At 62.4% G+C, this 15395-nt stretch carries 24 protein-coding genes, 1 tRNA gene and 1 pseudogene; 13 read left to right on the top strand and 13 right to left on the bottom strand.

The features are described from left to right. Positions 1-170 precede the first annotated feature (170 nt). Positions 171-332, top strand: coding sequence for a hypothetical protein (locus VQ042_RS06555; RefSeq protein WP_331816793.1), 162 nt, complete (start codon positions 171-173; stop codon positions 330-332). A gap of 72 nt (positions 333-404) precedes the next feature. On the opposite strand, the gene VQ042_RS06550 is transcribed toward VQ042_RS06555, so the two are convergent. Genes VQ042_RS06550 through VQ042_RS06540 form a run of 3 tightly spaced genes read right to left on the bottom strand, consistent with a single transcriptional unit; the run spans position 405 to position 1383 of the window. After that, the gene (locus VQ042_RS06550) at positions 405-692 is read right to left on the bottom strand and encodes a hypothetical protein (protein ID WP_331816791.1); all 288 of its coding nucleotides are present in this window, start codon (positions 690-692) and stop codon (positions 405-407) included. Continuing rightward, a complete protein-coding gene (locus VQ042_RS06545; RefSeq protein WP_331816789.1) occupies positions 689-979 on the bottom strand; it encodes a hypothetical protein in 291 nt (96 codons plus the stop codon). Before VQ042_RS06545 ends, VQ042_RS06550 begins: the two co-directional genes overlap by 4 nt. Beyond that, positions 979-1383 (bottom strand): hypothetical protein, encoded by a 405-nt coding sequence (locus VQ042_RS06540; protein ID WP_331816787.1) that lies wholly within the window; start codon positions 1381-1383, stop codon positions 979-981. The genes VQ042_RS06545 and VQ042_RS06540 overlap by 1 nt, the downstream gene beginning before the upstream one ends. Before the next feature lie 270 nt (positions 1384-1653). Here VQ042_RS06540 and VQ042_RS06535 point away from each other — a divergent pair, with 270 nt between their 5' ends. Together VQ042_RS06535 and VQ042_RS06530 are read left to right on the top strand one after the other, a co-directional pair. Continuing rightward, positions 1654-1944, top strand: coding sequence for a hypothetical protein (locus tag VQ042_RS06535; protein WP_331816785.1), 291 nt, complete (start codon positions 1654-1656; stop codon positions 1942-1944). A gap of 58 nt (positions 1945-2002) precedes the next feature. Beyond that, positions 2003-2272, top strand: a complete 270-nt coding sequence (locus VQ042_RS06530) for a hypothetical protein (protein WP_331816783.1) — start codon at positions 2003-2005, stop codon at positions 2270-2272. On the opposite strand, the gene VQ042_RS06525 is transcribed toward VQ042_RS06530, so the two are convergent. Then, entirely contained in the window at positions 2269-2961 is a 693-nt protein-coding gene (locus VQ042_RS06525; protein ID WP_331816781.1) for a hypothetical protein, read from the bottom strand. The genes VQ042_RS06530 and VQ042_RS06525 overlap by 4 nt on opposite strands. A 151-nt stretch (positions 2962-3112) precedes the next feature. On the opposite strand from VQ042_RS06525, the gene VQ042_RS06520 reads away from it, so the two are divergent. Genes VQ042_RS06520 through VQ042_RS06495 form a run of 6 tightly spaced genes read left to right on the top strand, consistent with a single transcriptional unit; the run spans position 3113 to position 6311 of the window. Then, positions 3113-3403 carry a hypothetical protein gene (locus VQ042_RS06520; RefSeq protein WP_331816779.1) on the top strand — a complete coding sequence of 97 codons (291 nt, stop codon included), beginning with the start codon at positions 3113-3115 and terminating at the stop codon, positions 3401-3403. A gap of 31 nt (positions 3404-3434) precedes the next feature. Continuing rightward, positions 3435-4166 carry a phosphoadenosine phosphosulfate reductase domain-containing protein gene (locus tag VQ042_RS06515; RefSeq protein WP_331816777.1) on the top strand — a complete coding sequence of 244 codons (732 nt, stop codon included), beginning with the start codon at positions 3435-3437 and terminating at the stop codon, positions 4164-4166. Further along, on the top strand, positions 4163-4474 hold the full coding sequence (locus VQ042_RS06510) for a hypothetical protein (protein ID WP_331816775.1): 312 nt from the start codon (positions 4163-4165) through the stop codon (positions 4472-4474). Before VQ042_RS06515 ends, VQ042_RS06510 begins: the two co-directional genes overlap by 4 nt. After that, positions 4471-5370, top strand: coding sequence for a hypothetical protein (locus tag VQ042_RS06505; protein ID WP_331816773.1), 900 nt, complete (start codon positions 4471-4473; stop codon positions 5368-5370). Before VQ042_RS06510 ends, VQ042_RS06505 begins: the two co-directional genes overlap by 4 nt. Positions 5371-5412: 42 nt before the next feature. Next, on the top strand, positions 5413-5994 hold the full coding sequence (locus VQ042_RS06500; protein WP_331816771.1) for a hypothetical protein: 582 nt from the start codon (positions 5413-5415) through the stop codon (positions 5992-5994). Between the two features lie 35 nt (positions 5995-6029). Next, a complete protein-coding gene (locus VQ042_RS06495) occupies positions 6030-6311 on the top strand; it encodes a hypothetical protein (protein WP_331816769.1) in 282 nt (93 codons plus the stop codon). A gap of 60 nt (positions 6312-6371) precedes the next feature. Here VQ042_RS06495 and VQ042_RS06490 read toward each other — a convergent pair whose 3' ends face one another. Beyond that, positions 6372-7634, bottom strand: a complete 1263-nt coding sequence (locus VQ042_RS06490; RefSeq protein ID WP_331816768.1) for a PRC-barrel domain-containing protein — start codon at positions 7632-7634, stop codon at positions 6372-6374. Between the two features lie 15 nt (positions 7635-7649). Here VQ042_RS06490 and VQ042_RS06485 point away from each other — a divergent pair, with 15 nt between their 5' ends. Continuing rightward, positions 7650-7928 (top strand): hypothetical protein, encoded by a 279-nt coding sequence (locus VQ042_RS06485; RefSeq protein WP_331816766.1) that lies wholly within the window; start codon positions 7650-7652, stop codon positions 7926-7928. Positions 7929-7999: 71 nt separating this feature from the next. Here VQ042_RS06485 and VQ042_RS06480 read toward each other — a convergent pair whose 3' ends face one another. Continuing rightward, positions 8000-8158 carry a hypothetical protein gene (locus tag VQ042_RS06480; RefSeq protein ID WP_331816765.1) on the bottom strand — a complete coding sequence of 53 codons (159 nt, stop codon included), beginning with the start codon at positions 8156-8158 and terminating at the stop codon, positions 8000-8002. Here VQ042_RS06480 and VQ042_RS06475 point away from each other — a divergent pair. Continuing rightward, positions 8157-8813, top strand: a complete 657-nt coding sequence (locus VQ042_RS06475) for a DUF3800 domain-containing protein (RefSeq protein WP_331816763.1) — start codon at positions 8157-8159, stop codon at positions 8811-8813. The two genes, VQ042_RS06480 and VQ042_RS06475, sit on opposite strands and share 2 nt — an antisense overlap. Before the next feature lie 187 nt (positions 8814-9000). On the opposite strand, the pseudogene VQ042_RS06470 reads toward VQ042_RS06475, so the two are convergent. The 5 genes and pseudogenes from VQ042_RS06470 to VQ042_RS06450 all read right to left on the bottom strand — a co-directional run bounded on the left by VQ042_RS06470 (position 9001) and on the right by VQ042_RS06450 (position 11949). Continuing rightward, a pseudogene (locus VQ042_RS06470) lies at positions 9001-9917 on the bottom strand (IS1595 family transposase). Between the two features lie 45 nt (positions 9918-9962). After that, the gene (locus VQ042_RS06465) at positions 9963-10298 is read right to left on the bottom strand and encodes a hypothetical protein (RefSeq protein WP_331816761.1); all 336 of its coding nucleotides are present in this window, start codon (positions 10296-10298) and stop codon (positions 9963-9965) included. 264 nt (positions 10299-10562) lie between these two features. Beyond that, positions 10563-10748, bottom strand: a complete 186-nt coding sequence (locus tag VQ042_RS06460; protein ID WP_331816760.1) for a hypothetical protein — start codon at positions 10746-10748, stop codon at positions 10563-10565. Positions 10749-10769: 21 nt separating this feature from the next. Beyond that, positions 10770-11555, bottom strand: a complete 786-nt coding sequence (locus tag VQ042_RS06455; protein ID WP_331816759.1) for a hypothetical protein — start codon at positions 11553-11555, stop codon at positions 10770-10772. 121 nt (positions 11556-11676) lie between these two features. Beyond that, positions 11677-11949, bottom strand: a complete 273-nt coding sequence (locus VQ042_RS06450; RefSeq protein WP_331816758.1) for a hypothetical protein — start codon at positions 11947-11949, stop codon at positions 11677-11679. A 445-nt stretch (positions 11950-12394) separates the two neighbouring features. Here VQ042_RS06450 and VQ042_RS06445 point away from each other — a divergent pair, with 445 nt between their 5' ends. After that, positions 12395-13519 carry an integrase gene (locus VQ042_RS06445; protein ID WP_331816756.1) on the top strand — a complete coding sequence of 375 codons (1125 nt, stop codon included), beginning with the start codon at positions 12395-12397 and terminating at the stop codon, positions 13517-13519. Positions 13520-13608: 89 nt separating this feature from the next. Here the strand turns inward: VQ042_RS06445 and VQ042_RS06440 are convergent. Continuing rightward, positions 13609-13683: transfer RNA gene (locus tag VQ042_RS06440), tRNA-Val, on the bottom strand. 61 nt (positions 13684-13744) lie between these two features. Continuing rightward, entirely contained in the window at positions 13745-14455 is a 711-nt protein-coding gene (locus tag VQ042_RS06435; RefSeq protein ID WP_331816755.1) for an HAD family hydrolase, read from the bottom strand. 168 nt (positions 14456-14623) lie between these two features. Here VQ042_RS06435 and rpiA point away from each other — a divergent pair, with 168 nt between their 5' ends. Further along, positions 14624-15319 (top strand): ribose-5-phosphate isomerase RpiA, encoded by a 696-nt coding sequence (gene rpiA, locus VQ042_RS06430; protein WP_331816754.1) that lies wholly within the window; start codon positions 14624-14626, stop codon positions 15317-15319. Positions 15320-15395: the final 76 nt, after the last annotated feature.

Raw genomic sequence — 15395 nt, 5'->3', positions numbered from 1 at the left:
GGCTCTCCGGCCGGGCTACGCCCGTCCTTCGAGCCGCGGCAGCGGCCATCATGCTTGTCGCAACCGGTCAGGATGGTTGTCGCGCAACAAAGTGATCTGTTGGTACGGATGGAGGGAAGCGGGAACGATAGAGCCGTCGTTCGGATTCCTGATAAAGGGCGGAGTGAGCTGTGTCAGGCACTCGCGAAAAATGGGATGGCACCAAGCCCCGATTGCCGCAGTCGAAGAATGACGAGAAGGGTCGCCAGGAGAAGAAAACCGGCGAGGGCAAGGAACCGGAATTCGACGGCCCCTCGACCGATGCAGACGACGCCAAACACGACGGGCCGTGATCCGTAGAATCGACGAAGCCACCCAGGATCTTTCCGCAGCGGCTTCGGTCATGTCGTCGATGTCTGTGAAGGTCAGGCGGCCTCGTCTTCATAGATCCGCCGGCCGGGGCCATCGATCCCGCAGACGCCCCTGAGGACTTTGCGGGCCATGGCGGCTTCTCTGACGCCGTCCGGCAACCGATCGGTATCGCCGCTCTGGATCGACCACCAAAAATCCCGCAGGCGTCGGACGTCGTCGTCGGTGGCGTTGCGGACACCCTGCGTCTTGCGGTGGACCGTGATCGGGGACTGGCCCAGGATGCGGGCGGCGCCCTCGGCATTGAGGCCGAGTTGGTCGAGCATTGCTCTGAATACCGTCACACACTGTCTCCTGATGTGTCTATCTTGGACACGCCACGTGCCCATTTGATCGCCTCGGCATGCTCGGCCGGCCGGCCGTAGAGGCTGTCGTCGCCTCGGTCGATGCGCAGCCACAGACCCCTCAGGATCTCCAGATCGCGATCGAGGACAGCCCGCCCGCCTACGGATTTCTGCCTGACGGAGTCATGGCTGCGCCCCAGCACCTCGGCGGCATCGACCTGGGACAGGCCGCACAAGCTGATGAGGCTGCGGAAGAGAAGGACCTTCTCGCCCTTCGTCATGGTCATCACTGCGCTGCCGGGACGCGGCTGGCGATGTCGAAAATGAGTTCCCGGGGCCTGGGCACGACGGCGCCGCATTCGATCGTCCGCCGGGCCGCGTCGCGGGCCTCGACGATGCGACCGGCGATCTCGTCGTTCCGGTCCGCCCAGGCCTCGAATTCGGCATCGTACGGACGACCGGGCGAGGGGATCTTCAAGCCCTCGTCGTCGAGATACGTGATCGACGCCATGACGACCCGACCGGCAGTCCGGTCGTGGATCAAGGCGTCCAGGCACGGGCGGTGGCGCCGGTCTTTCCCGTGAGCGATATGCAGCCGGGCGGCTACTACTAGACGGCTGTCCTCGACCATATTTTTTCCGTCTCCGAGGTCGATGTCGCCGCAGATCGCGGCAAGAGCATTCGTCGGCATCGCCAATTTCCTCGCTTGCTAGTGAAAAGGCCCCGGCGATCTCTCGCCGGGGCCTTGCGGCTGGTTCAAACGGCACTCCGTGGCGTTAGGCCTCATCGCCTGGGCTCTGGAGTCCATGCAAAGTATTATGACACATAATGTGCACAGGTGTCAAGCGTGTCGGAGAGTGTCGGAGTAACGCGGCAGTTGGCCTGTTTCAGTGCGTCACTCCGGGACTCTGGCAATCGGAGTCGCCATCAGTTTTCGGATCCGCAGAGCCCGGCCGACAACGTGATCATCCGCATGCCGACGGATGCGCCGGCCGACCGCGAGCTTCACTGCATCGCCTCGATGACCTTTATCTGCGAGGCCACACTCGGCCGCATTGATGATCGCCGGCAGGAGCTTGGCGGAGACCGCCGCGGGAACGGTCTTGCCGTCCGTCAGGGTGGTGAGGATCGCCTCGAGGAGGATGCGGTCGACGAGGCGGGTATCGACGTGGTCGGGATGGTTCTCGCGCCACCGTGCCGTTCGGCGAGCAGATTGCACCCTCTTGTCGAGGCGGGGCGTCCTGGGCGTTAGTGAATTATTCATCCTTGTGTGTTCCGATATCCCTGCATTTGGCGAAGGAGGCCTTGAGATGCACGGTTTTGTACGCGGCATGGAAATGTCGATCATGGGTGCCCTGGTCGGCGCCGCGAATGCTACCGGCCGTCGCCGCAAGCAGCAGCCCGAAACTCATGTCCGGGTCATCCGGCAGACCAGCAGGCGGTCGATCGACGACCTCATCGGCGCACTCCGCTCTGAATCGAAGCGCGCCGACGGCCTGGCGAAGGAGAACGCCGAGCTGCGCCGGCGTCTGGCTGCCGCGAACCGGGCCGCCTTCGAGGCCATTCGCAGCAGCCTCTAGTCTGGACCATATGGGCCGTGGTCGATGTCCTCCTCGTCAACGCCCGCGAGGCGCTGAGCCCGCACCCACAGGGCGAGGTGGTCGACCCGGTCCACCTCGTCGTTGTCGACGGCCTGGTCGATCAAGTCGCGGAAAATCTCGAGAGCTGACCACCCCATGATGCGCTCTCTCTCCGCCTGTTCGGCCATCCGTTCCCGGGCCGCGGCGAAATCGAACTTTTGGTAGGACGGCAGGCAGTGCTGCTCCTTGCTGCCGTCGAGGTGTGCCAGCAGGCTGTCGTCTGGCATGTGCCGAACCGTCATCCGATCCGTCGCGTCCAGCGACCGGACCCATGGGTCGATCCACATCTCGTCGTCCGTCTCCGCGAAGAATGCGCTGTCGAGCGGCTTCCCGGCTTCCAGTGTCTCGCAAGCCATCTTGACGAGCCCTGGCATCCGCGTCTTCGCGATCTCGGCCATCTTCGCTTCTCGCTTGCGATCAGCCTCCGCGTCTTCGATCGCGGTCCGGGCCATCGTTGCTTCGCTGTCGGGGATCTCGACGATCTCCTGTGTTTCGCCCGCCTGCACCGGCGGTCCAGCGATCACATCCCAGACCCAGGCGATCGCCCCGGTCGCGAGGATGACGGGAATCCGCACCGTCGATTTCAGCGCATTCATGACCGCACGAAAAAAATTCCGGAACTTCCTCATCTGTGCCTCCAAAATAATCGTCCAAAAATCTAAAGATCCCGGAACCTGCGATGTTGTGAGGATCGCCGACAGTCATGAAAGAGACAACAGAGAAAAATTCGCGAATGGTTGATGTTGGCACGCCTGTGAAAATTGCGCGGGATTGACTGCCATGAAAAAAGGTTACGTCGATCTGACAAAACGGCTTGATATCGAAAAATATCGTGGGACACTTAAGAGAAATACTGATTCCCAAGAATGCGATACAGGCAGGCAGATGAACGACGACGAGACCTTCAACAAGCAGCAGCCGGAGCCCGGCGAATCACCCAGCGAGCGTGGCCAGAAGACCGCGCCCAGGGGCAGAATCCCCGCATTCCTGTTCGATCGTTCGGTGAGTCCCGGAGTTGGGAGCGCCATCGAAAAGCTGGTCGCGAAGCGCCGCGAAAAGCGCGGCTGGTAAGCGAAAAACAGGCGAACAGAGGCCTACTCATATGAATCCGAACAGAACCATTCTCGGCCGGCGCCTCGCTGGTCTCCGCGGCCAGTACGGCGTCACCGCGTTCGCTGCTGCGGCCGCGTCTGGCACTCCCCAGACGATGATGACCGCCACCGAGACCGGCGAGCGCGTTGCCGACCTGCCGCTGATCGTCTGCAAGAACAACCACAAGGATTTCGTCTCGATGACGCGCTATCGCGGGCGCTTCACGACGACGAAGAACCGGCAGTGCACCTCGGACCTGAAGCGGGACCCGCAGGACCGCGAGGTCAGGCGGTACCTGGACGCCAACCCTCGCTTCCGGGGGAAGGTCGTGACCTGCCTCGGCCTGCGCGCCCAGGAGAGTTCCGGCCGCGCCAAGGCCAAGCCCTTGGTGGAATACAACCGGGAGCACGGAGTGGCCGGTCGCGAGTGGTACGTCTGGCTGCCGATCCACGCCATGACCCTCGAGGAGGTGTGGGCGACGATCGAGGGCGCCGGCCAGAAGCGCCACTACGCCTACGACCTCGGCATGACGCGCCTGTCCTGCTGCTTCTGCATCATGTCCTCGGTCGGGGATCTGAGGATCGCCGCGAAGCACCGTCCTGAACTCTACCGGGAATACGTTGAGCTGGAGCGGGAGATCGACAACACGCTGATCATGCCGAGGAAGAAGAAGGGCGTCGCCGAGAAGCGCTTCCTGCCCGAGATCACCGGCATCTCGATCGAGGAAAGGGACGCGGCATGAGCCCCTCGATCAAGCCTACGGATGGCGCCTGGTACGTCGTCATCCGCCCGGACGGCGACGTCATCGTCGATGCCGAGCATGCGATCAACGGCGACAACGACGGCCACCGGGTCGCGACGTTCTCCGGGCCGGACGCGGTCGCCAACGCCACGGCCGTCGCGATGCTGTTCAACAATTTCGGGCACCTCCTCGAGGGGCGGCTGCCCGATGTGACCGCCGACCCGATGCACTGGTCGCAGCAGATGGAATCGCAGTTCCACCAGATGGAAATCGACAGGAGCCTTGCGGCATCGAGGGCAGCAGCATGATCGACGACAAGATTTTTTTCGACATCGAAACCCTCCCGTCGCTCGACCCGGACATCATCGCCGACATCACCGCCGGGGTCTCGCCGCCGGCGACGATGAAGAAGCCGGAAACGATCGCAGCGTGGATGGAGAACGAAAGGCCCGCGGCGATCGAGGAGGCTGTGCGGAAGACGTCCCTGGACGGCGGCCTCGGTCGCTTGGCATCGATCTGTTGGGCGAAGGCCGATGGCGAAATCCTGGGTGCCCACACCGCCGGCCCGGACGGCTGGTCGGAGGATGCCGAACGCCAGCTGATCTCGGGATTCTTCGCCGAGGCCAATGCATTCTATGAGGCAGTCGCCGGCGCCGTCCTGACGGGGCACAACATCATCGGTTTCGACATTCGCTGGCTCTGGAAGCGCGCCGTGATCCTCGGCGTCCCGGTCCCCCATTGGTGGCCCCTGAATGCCCGTCCCTGGAGCCCGGAAGTTTGCGACACGATGTTCCTCTGGGAGGGGCCAAGAGCCAAATTCATCAGCCAAGACCGCTTGGGCAAGATCCTCGGCCTGGGCGGCAAAGGTCCGATTGATGGCTCCCAGATCGCCGAGATCTGGGACGCGGGCCGGTACGAAGACGTCCTCAATTACAACGCCGACGACGTCTCGAAATGCCGAAAAATGTGGGCTCGCATCACGCAGCACACGGACCCGATCGAGCCTGTCGTCGAGGCGCCGGCACCGGTCGAGGAGAAGCCTGCGCCTGTGGTCGAGAAGCCTGCCCGATTCCTCGACGACGACGATATCGCTGAGGAAGAGGCCGCCGTGGCCGAGGTGACGATCGCCGCGGTGGTTGAGGAGAAGCCGAGGAAGGGGCGGGTGGTGCCCAGGTTCCTGCGGGAACGAGGACTGGCGGCCTGATCCGCAGCAATCCCGAGAAACAAGCCATAGGAGACAAACGATATGCCGAAATTCATCATCGTGAGAGCGAGCGAGAACCTGCTCTGCGGACATTTTGCCACTCGGACCACCGCGACCGCTGAGATCGCCGGGGTCGCCATCAGTACGATCTTCGAGTTCATGCTCGACGAAGCCGAGGTCGGACGTCTTTCGATGATCGACACCGCGATCCGGGTTCCGGACGCTGCTCATGATTTGATGGTCTACAGGCTCCCCGACGATCTCGCAGACATCGACGAGGTCGACAGTTCTTGCACCGAGGCCGACGGGCCGCTCGAGAACTACCGGGATTTTGAGGTCGGTGCGTTGACTGAGCGCTGGCACAAGAAGCGGAAGCTTTGCGTCGAAGCACGGATGACCGGGCTCGTCCTGATCGACGAAAGCATCCTCGAGGACCGCGTCGTCGAGGCGACTGACCGCGCCCACCTCGGCGAAATCGTGCGCGATCTCGCCGGCGACCTCGAGCGTCGCCTCGACCAGCGCTGGGGCTGCGACGACGACTGGCGCATTGTCATCACCGACCGGACCGGCGGCCGAAAGGACAGGTTGGTCGACTACAAATACCGGGCAAAAGCCGCAGCCTGACCACCATCATCGACAACAACAGTAGGAGAGATGACATGCTTCGATACAACCCGCAATTCCGGGACAAGAACGACGCTGGTGAGGACCAGGAGCACTTCGCGCACCGGTGCCCTCATTGCAGCCGATGGCTCGCGGCGACGTATCTCGCCCGCGACGGCTGGGATGCAGCTGGCATCGCCTGCAACTGCTTCGGAAGCGACGGCGTCACCCAGTCCGTCGATCGGATCATCGACATCCCGGAAGGTCTGCGGGCGCACGCCCGGGCCGAGGTCCTCCGGATTGCCTCGCGGCGGCCGATGTCGGCGAGCGTAGCCTGACCGCAAAAAAAATGGGCTGCCGGATCAACCGGTAGCCCATCTCATTCGGGAGTTGGCAGCTCACTGCGAGCCGACAGTAATCGGCATCGTGTTCTCAACTTCCGGATACTGATCCTCTTCGAACTCTTCGAGCGCGTCGATCTGACCTTCCGAGACGCCGGGCGCGATCATGCCTTCCTCCGTCGCGATTAGCGACGAAAGCGGGATAGCCACCTGCTTCTCACCGAGGCCGAGGAAGCCGCCGGATCCAATGACGGCGAAGAGACGGTTCTCGACCTGGACGATGTTCTCGATGTCACCGAGCGTTTCGCCATTCGCGTCGATGACGTCATAAGCGGTGATCTCCTCGGCGGTCATCTGCCGTTCGCCGGTCGCCGACGGATTGATCGCCATGGTCTCATTGTCGGTAGCAGTGACCAGTTCACCGCCTGCCGCCTGTTCCCCCGCCGCCGGGGTCTGCTGCTGATCAGCCTGCGCGGTTTCAGAGCCCTCCATCGGCGACCCGTCGGCATTCTGGTAGACGATGTTCGGCTCACCTTCCTCCTGATTGACGACGACCTTCGCCTCTTCGCTCTTGTAGCTGATCTGCGGACGCTGGTCGGACTGCTGAACCTGGACGTTTGCGTTGGCCTGATCCACGGTCACGTTGGCCTGGTCGGCACCGTCCTCCGTCGCTACCGCCGCATTGCCGGAATCATCAACCGCGACTGTCGGCTCGCCCTGGCTGACCGAGACCTCCGGCTGCGCCATGTCGACGTTCACTTTCGGGTCGGGCATGCGGACCGTGATCGTCGGCTTGGGGATGTCGACCGTGATGGTCGGCGCCGGCTGCGACATGGTGATGATCGGCTGCGGCTGAGAAACGGTGACATCCGGCGCTGCCTGATCGACCGTCACCTGGGGCTCGGGGACGTTCAGCTTGATCGTCGGCGCATCCGGCTGCACGACGACGTCCGCCTCGGCTTCTGCATTCGCGGCCGGGGCCGTGGGCTCTGCCTGCACTTCCGGCCGCGGCGTCGGCTCGGCCTGGGCGAAAGCGGAACTGCTCAGAGCGGAGCCAGCGAGAAGTGTGATGACGAATATGTTGCGCATGGATTTTGCCTTTCGGTTGTGGCTGTGGCTCCGCAACGGCCGCACGCGCACACCGGTTCCCGGCGGAAAGTCCGGGAAAATTCGCTTCAGTGAACACCAACGTATGGATGTTGCCGCAGAAACAACCGGTTGATCCGGCGGAAGGAGGGACCGAAAAGCTGGAGTATGCGCAGCCGGCGGCGATATTATACTTAACGCACCAAGCCGCTGAGGTAGGGTAGCCTTCAACAACGGAAGGGGATGCGGATGGCCTTTAATCTTTTCATCGCTTACGACCTGCACACGCCTGGGCAGAACTATGATGAGGTTCGGAGCCGCATCAAAGAGCTGGGGCAGTGGCACCAGTTCCAACTATCCCTGTTTTACGTCAACACTACCTACGATGCCGTGGCGGCTTACAACCACATCATCGGTGTGATGGACGGCAATGATAAACTGGCTGTCATCGACGCGGCAGGCGGGGTGGTCACCACTTGGGACCGCCCGCCCATCGACGCGATAAACGCCATCTGGACCCAACGATAAGCTGAAGCGCGCATCGTTGCCGTCACGGTCGATTGGTTGGCCCATGATCAGTCCTCAATAAAAAGCCCGGCTCATTGGCCGGGCTTGTCCTTCTTGTCCGGCGCGTCTTTCGGCGGCGGCTTCGCGATCCGCTTTAGCGTTGCGTCGAATCGCGCCTCGTCGTCATCTGTTTCCAGTTCGCGAGCGGCTTCGCGGAATTTGTCGATCTGATTCTTGTCACTGGTGCCCATGGCTACAGCCTACTCTTTTGCCGACGAAGCCGGTGATTTCGTATTCAAACGGAAACCCGGCGCTAGCGTATATTTCCTCTTGTGCACGGTAACTGCCAACGAGTGGACCCTTTCGGAAGAGCTGCTCCAAATCCGCCGCTCGCTCGCTGCTGCGGGAGAGCCGGATCGTGACAAGCTACACGCCACATCTGATTTGCAGGAAGTGCGGAACCGTGTGTTCGCTGCATTGGCCGGCTGCGACTTCCGAATAGACGCGACGATATTAGAGAAGTCTAAGGCGCGAGAGCACATCCGAAGGACCGAGGATACCTTCTATCGTTACGCGTGGTACTATCACTTCAAACACGTCGGGCCCATTTTGATGAGGCGTTGCAATAGCATCCTCATCACAGCGGCCGCTCTTGGGCAGAAGAAAACTAAGGCCGCCTTCAAAGAAGGCGTAAACAATACGGTCCAACAGATAATCGAGCGAGACCGTTGGGAAGTCGCATTCCACGAATCGTCGAAAGACCCGTTGCTGTGGGTGGCTGACTACTGCGCTTGGGCGATACAGCGTAAATGGGAAAAAGCGGACGAGAGATCTTATTCCCTCATCCGCCCAAAAATCCAAACAGAATTTGAACTATGGAAGTACGGAACGAAGCACTTCTATTAGTCCTCCCGCGTGGCCCGCCTGTTCAGCTATCTTTTCAGAGGTGCCACCCAAGGGCACGTTCACCGAATAAGGGCCACGTCCACATAGTGAGTGGCCCTCGTTCCGATTTCAAGAATCTTTGACGCACCTAGGCCGGATGAGGCCCCCCATAAGTCAGCCGCCGACCCTTCACGCCTTCCAGCGTCCGCTAAGCCCGCTCGCTGTCATCGCAGCCGAGGCGGATGCGGTTGTTGTAGCGGAAATCGAACTCCGCGAGGTAGCGGTGCAGGTGACGCTCGCCGCAATGCTGATAGACGCCTTCATGCCGCGCTTGAAGACGCTATAGAAGCCTTCCACCGTGTTGGTGTGGATGGCCGCGTCGCCCTCATAACGAACGTACTCATCAGCGCTGTGCTTGACCGAACCAGAGACCGCGAAGTCGCCGCGCACCTTGTGATAAAGCTTGCTCTCATCGGTATAGAAAGCGCTTTCGGCATTGATGTTGCCGCGAACGATGGCGGTGACGGTCGCCTGATCGGCGCGATCCACATGGAACGAACGAACCTTGCCGCCGCGCTCGACCGGCGAGACAATCGCGCGCTTGTGTGACGGGCCGGCCTTGCCACCCTTGGTGAAAGGCTTGCCGGTCGTCGTCTTGGTCGGCGCAGGGCCACCCTTCTTGCCGAAATAGGTCTCGTCGGCTTCCACCGTCGAGCCAGCGCCGCCCATAGGATTAAATTCACCCGAGCGCATGGCCTCGCGAATGCGGTGCGACAGGAACCATGCCGACTTCAACGTGATCTCCAGAACGCGGTGAAGCTGGTTCGAGCTGATGCCTTTCTTGCTGGAGGTCATCAGGTGGATCGCCTGGAGCCACTTGTGCAGCGGGATATGCGAGGACTCAAAGATCGTGCCGACGCGAACCGTGAACTGTTTGCGGCACTCGGCGCACTTGCGGAGGCCGTGGCGAACCTTGCCCGTTTTGCCGACCACATCCTTGAGATCGTAGATCTTGCCGCAGTTGCCGCAGTGGGGGCACGTCGCACCCTGAGGCCACAACACGCTTTCGACATGGGCGAAGGCGGCGGCTTCATCGTGGAAATAGGGGCGGGACAAAACGGACATCGGGCTAACTCCTTGTCCCTGTTGTCTCATGTCACCCGTGGTGTGTCAAGTATAATATCGCCCAGCCGGCTTGCGACTTTCATGCGATCTGGGACAATCGAAAACACAAGCCGAACCGCGGGCGAAGAGAGGTCCATGGGCGGCACAGATCATCCAGATCAGGCAGTCGCCAGCGAATTCGGGTGGGATCGGCTTGTTGGGGATGAGGAACTGGTCGCGGTCGTTTAGCCAGGTCTGCCTGACCAGGCGCCGGACCGTGAACACCATTGCCGAATTTCGGAGGTTATCCTCGGTGACGAGGATTCCACCCGCGCTGGCATAGCCGGAAGAGAAGAGGGCGGTGACGCCGGCGTTCTGCAGATCCGATCCCTTGCAGATCATTCCGCCGATCGCGCCGTCGGCCCATTTCGTGCCTCTTACGTCGCCAACACGTTCGGTCGGTTGGAGAGCGTTAGTCAGAGGTAGCGCTGCGGTCCCATTCGGCTTTGCGCGTTTGATCTAGGTATTGAGGAGCCGATTGCCCGGCATGTCGTAGAATCGCTTGGCTCCGATCGAAAGACCCTTGCGATCAAGAATCTCGGTCTCGATTTCGAGGGTCCCTTGCGCTTTTTTGCAGTGTCCCAGATCAGGAAGCCGATCGGAAAGTTACCCTTCAGGCCATCGAACGCCCGGCTCGGAACGACGAAGCCTCCCAGTCGCTTCGAACCAGACCTCGTCCGTCTGGATGTCAATCAGACCCTTTGTGTAACTCTTCAGGCCGAGGGCCTTGATATAGATGTCTTTGACGTCTTCCTCGGACTTCGCCTTCTTCACGTCTGCGTATAGCGTCACAGAGTCGTCCTTGTTGGCATTCTAAAAGGGGATCTCGTCGTCCAGGTCACGGGAACTGCCGCCATATCCGGAAGATCCTGAGCGTGGTCTCGGCGTCGGGACCGGAACCTCCGGTCTTGGTCCGGTGATCGCCTTTGGCGGCTCGACGGGCGCAAGACGTCGACTTTCGTCCTCGGCGACCTTCGCCTCGCCGACCGTCTGCATGATGTTGGTGACGAGCTTGTTGACCATGTCCGCGGATGCCCAGATGGCGCCGGGCAACGCCAGGATTTCCAAGGTGACCCACGTCACCGACGCGAGGCTGAGGCGTCGCCTGTCCAACTCCTTCTCGAACGCATCGAGCTTGTCGAGGAGGGCCTGACGCTTCGCTTCGTTCAGGGTGGCATTCTCGAGACAATCCCGCAGCCCGTTCAGGTGGCCGCGTATACGGTCCTTGGCCTTCTCCGGGATCTGGACCGTCTCACGCCGTCCCCGTAGCGAGTTGTCGATGATCATCTGCACCAGGTAATGATCGAGGTCCGCCCGGAATTGCCGGTAGTCCTGGTAGCGGAAGTCCGAGACCGTCGGCACTTGCTGAGAGGCGTAGGGCTCGATCTGAAAGCGTTTGGCAGAGCCGACGACCAGGCTCATGAAGCCGAGGTAGGCATCTTCGACTATGTGCCACTGGCTCTCGTCGTTCGGATCTAAGCTTACCAGACGCTCCGATAGCCGTTCCTGCGCATAGCTGACGATTCTTGTGAACGCCATGCGCGGGTCTTCGGGAAGTTCGTTGAGTTCGTCTTGGGTGATGAAGTCGAGGAAGTTCATGGGAGGACGGTAGCACGGCTCCGAAATGTTTCGACCCATTCATCCACCGGTTTCGCACAGCCTTTCGACACAGGTGGGAGGAAACCCTGTGTCGAAACCCGCAATCCTTGGGTCGAAACCCTCAGGCCGCTATCCCGGCCCAGGCCCTCTCCGGCCCGTCGATCACCAGCTTCCGCTGCTGGTAGACCTGCTCCACGTCTTCGGGGTCGGCGTTCGGCATGGCGGCAATCACCTGGGCGAGCGACTTGCCGTCGCAGATCATGACGTCCATGCCCTCGAGAGTGTGGCGAGAGCCGCGGAAGACCCATGCGATCGAAGTCCCATTCACGATTTCTTCGACAGCGCCGTCGAAGATCGGCTCTCGCAGCGGCGGCTGGTATGCTTGTTCCGGCACACAGTTCTCCATACCCGTAGATCGTGGTTGGGAATGCCCTGCAGTTTGGTCCGTTCCGATCCCGGCAGCAGACCTTCCCGTCATCCTTATCAAAGCGTTACGCGGCAACCCATGGCCGGCCACGGTTCCTCACCCACGATTTCTTAACCTTCCGATGCGGTGGCCGTTGCGACTTTCACGAGAATCCCGACACTCCATGCATGGCACGATTCGAATTGATCGTCGGGATCGAGAAAATCCCGGACTTGCAGGACATCGCTGATCTCGAGGACGCCAGTCTCGACGAGCCGGTGAAGCTCGCCCTGGGGCCTTATCTGCCCGAGATCGGGATGGCGTGGTCCGAGAAGGTCCTGCGGGGCGCGATCAACCGGGGCGAGCTGCCGGCCGAGCGGATCGGGCGAACCATCTTCGTCACCCGGCGCGGTATCATTGAGTGGAGAAATGCATGCCGCGTCCAGCCAAGCCCGCCCATCTCTGGATCATGCCAGAAAAGCGAAACGACGACGGCACGATCCGGCAGCACGCCACCTGGTACATCAAAGACGGCGGACGCCGCACTAGCACGGGCTGCCGCGTTGCGGATGTTCGGGGCGCCGAGCAGGCCCTAGAGGACTATCTCCTCGAGCGTCGGTCGAAGGCCAAGCCCGTACTGAAGCGGACGGCGGACGAGTGCCTGATCGCCGATGTGCTGGTCCACTATTTCAAGCACAAGGGCGACGTCGCGAGGCCGAAGGAGCTGGCCGCCCGGCTGCGCTTCCTGACTGAGTTCTGGGGCGACAAGTCCCTGGCCGACATCAGCCGGGCGACGTGCGCGGAGTACGCGGAGCATCGCGTCTCGTCGAACGCGGCCCGCCGGGAACTCGAGGATCTGCGGTCCGCGGTGAACATGTATGCGGCCGATAGCCTCTGCCGGGACCACGTGAAGGTCTCGATGCCGGCGAAGCCGCAGTCGCGGGTGGACTATTTCACTCGCGACCAGGTCGCGGCCCTGCTCTGGTATCTCTATCGAACCAAGGTCCAGCAGGGGAACAAGGACACGAAGGCCTACGCTCTTCGGCATATCGTGCCGTTCGTGATGGTGGCGATCTACACCGGCACCCGGTCGAAGCGGGTCTGGCAGGCGTCGTTTGTCCGCGAAGAGGGGCTGCCATGGATCGACGTCGAGGATGGCGTCTTCTATCGCGCCGCCCAGGGCGAGAGCGTTTCGCCGACGAAGCGGGCCGGGTCGATCCGCATCCCGCCGCGGCTTCTCGTTCATCTCCGTCGATTGGCGAAGCGCCGGGATTACCTCGTCGAGTACCGAGGTGGCCCCGCCGATCCGAAGAAGGCTCTCGCCCGGGCAATGGACGAGGTCTTCGGGCCGGATCACCCGTTCGTCCGGCACACCTTCCGGCACACGGCGGCGACGTGGCTGATGTGGACGGGCGGCGATATCGGCGAGATCGCGGACTTTCTGTCGATGTCGCGGGAGATCCTGACGAAGGTCTACGGACACCACCATCCCGACGCCAACAAGGAGGTCGGGGAGATGTTCACCCGGCAGGCAGGACGACGGAAAAAGGTGGCGTGAAGGTCAGCGCCGGGCACGTTTCCGTCGTCGTAGCGGTCGTCGTGGATTTCGGGTGATTGGGACCAGAGACCGCAAAGCCCTGGAAAATATGGTGGGCGCGACAGGGATTGAACCTGTGACCCCCTCGGTGTGAACGAGGTGCTCTCCCGCTGAGCTACGCGCCCCTGCCGCCGCAGCCGGGCCGCGTCGGGGAAGCCGCGATATAGTGCCGCTTCGTGCCCGCCGTCAACCGCCATTCCGGGTGTCGGTCCCGGTTCCGCCGCCCGCCGTCGCGACCAGCCGGTTCACCAGGGCGATGTCGAGCGCCTCATAGTCCTGGATGATGACGCTGGCCCGGCTGCGCGCCGCAGCGTCGGGGGCGTAACCGAAATCGACCAGCACCGAGGGCACCCTGGCTGCGACCGCCGTGTCGATGTCGGTCACCGTGTCGCCGATCATCACGGACGTCTCCATGCGTCCGCCGGCGCGCGCGATAGTCTCGCGCAGATGCAAAGGGTCGGGCTTGCGCCGCGCGAAGGTGTCGGCGCCGCAGATCGCGGCGAAGCGGTGGGCCACGGCGAGTTCGGTGAGCAACAGTCCGGCAAGCCGCTCATACTTGTTGGTGCAGATCGCAAGCCGCATGCCCGAGGCTTCCAGCCGGTCCATCGATTCGCGAACCCCGGGAAACAGCCGGGAATGGACGGCGATGTGGTCCTGGTAATGCGCGATGAAGCGTGTGACCTGCTCGGCCATCTCGGCCTCGTCGAGGGTCCGCCCGTCGTGACGATAGGCCTCCTGCAGCATCACCTTGGCGCCGTGGCCGGCATGGGGACGTACGACCTCCAGCGGCATCGGCGCCATTCCCGCCGCCGCCAGGCAATGGTTCAGGCTGGCGGCGAGGTCGGGCGCCGTGTCGACGAGCGTGCCGTCGAGGTCGAAGACGGCGATGCCGGTCATATGATGCTATCCTTGCTGGCATGGGACGCGTGCGTGCGCGGCCCGTTGCATGGCAATCGGCGGTCGGCAGGTCAAGCGCCGGGCGGCGCCCGGACCACGGCGCAAGTCGACAGTCCGGGCCAGACGGTCTAGACGCTTCCCAGTCGCAACGGGAGGGACCGCAGCCTCATGACGGATACGGCGAAACTGAAGACCATGGCCGGCGAGGCCGCACTCGCCCATGTCGAGGACGGCATGCGGCTGGGCATCGGCACCGGTTCGACGGCCGAGGCCTTCGTGCGGGTGCTGGCCGACAGGGTCCGGGACGGGCTGAAGATCGTCGGCGTGACGACCTCGACCCGCACCGAGGCGCTGTGCGCCGAACTCGGCGTGCCGACCGCCACGCTGGAGGAAGTTCCAGAACTCGACCTGACCGTCGACGGGGCCGACGAAATCGACGGGTCGCTCCGGTTGATCAAGGGCGGCGGCGGCGCGCTGCTGCGCGAGAAGATCGTCGCGGCCGCGTCCGAGCGCTTCCTGATCATTGCCGACGCCTCCAAGAAGGTCGAGATGCTGGGCGCCTTTCCGCTGCCGATCGAGATCAACGGCTTCGGCATGATCGCCACCTATCTGGCGATCCGAAAGGCGGCGGCCGGGCTCGGGCTGGAAGGTGACATGATCCTGCGTCGCAGCGGCGACGAGCCCTTCATCACCGATAACGGACACCTGATTCTCGACGCATCTTTTGGCCGTATTGGCGATCCAGAAGCGCTTTCGCAGGCGCTGTTCGCGGTTCCCGGCGTCGTCGAGCACGGCCTGTTCCTCGGCATGGCGAGCACCGTGATCCTCGCCTCGACGGACGGGATCGAGACGCTGGAGGCGTGAGCCTCGCAGCAACCGCCAGGCCGCCGGTGACCTGCTTGCCCTTGCCAGCGACCAGCCAGTTCCAATACTCAGGCGC

It is taken from the genome of Aurantimonas sp. A2-1-M11 (assembly GCF_036549475.1).
Taxonomy (GTDB): Bacteria; Pseudomonadota; Alphaproteobacteria; order Rhizobiales; family Rhizobiaceae; genus Aurantimonas.
This window is presented reverse-complemented; position numbering and strand designations above follow the sequence as displayed.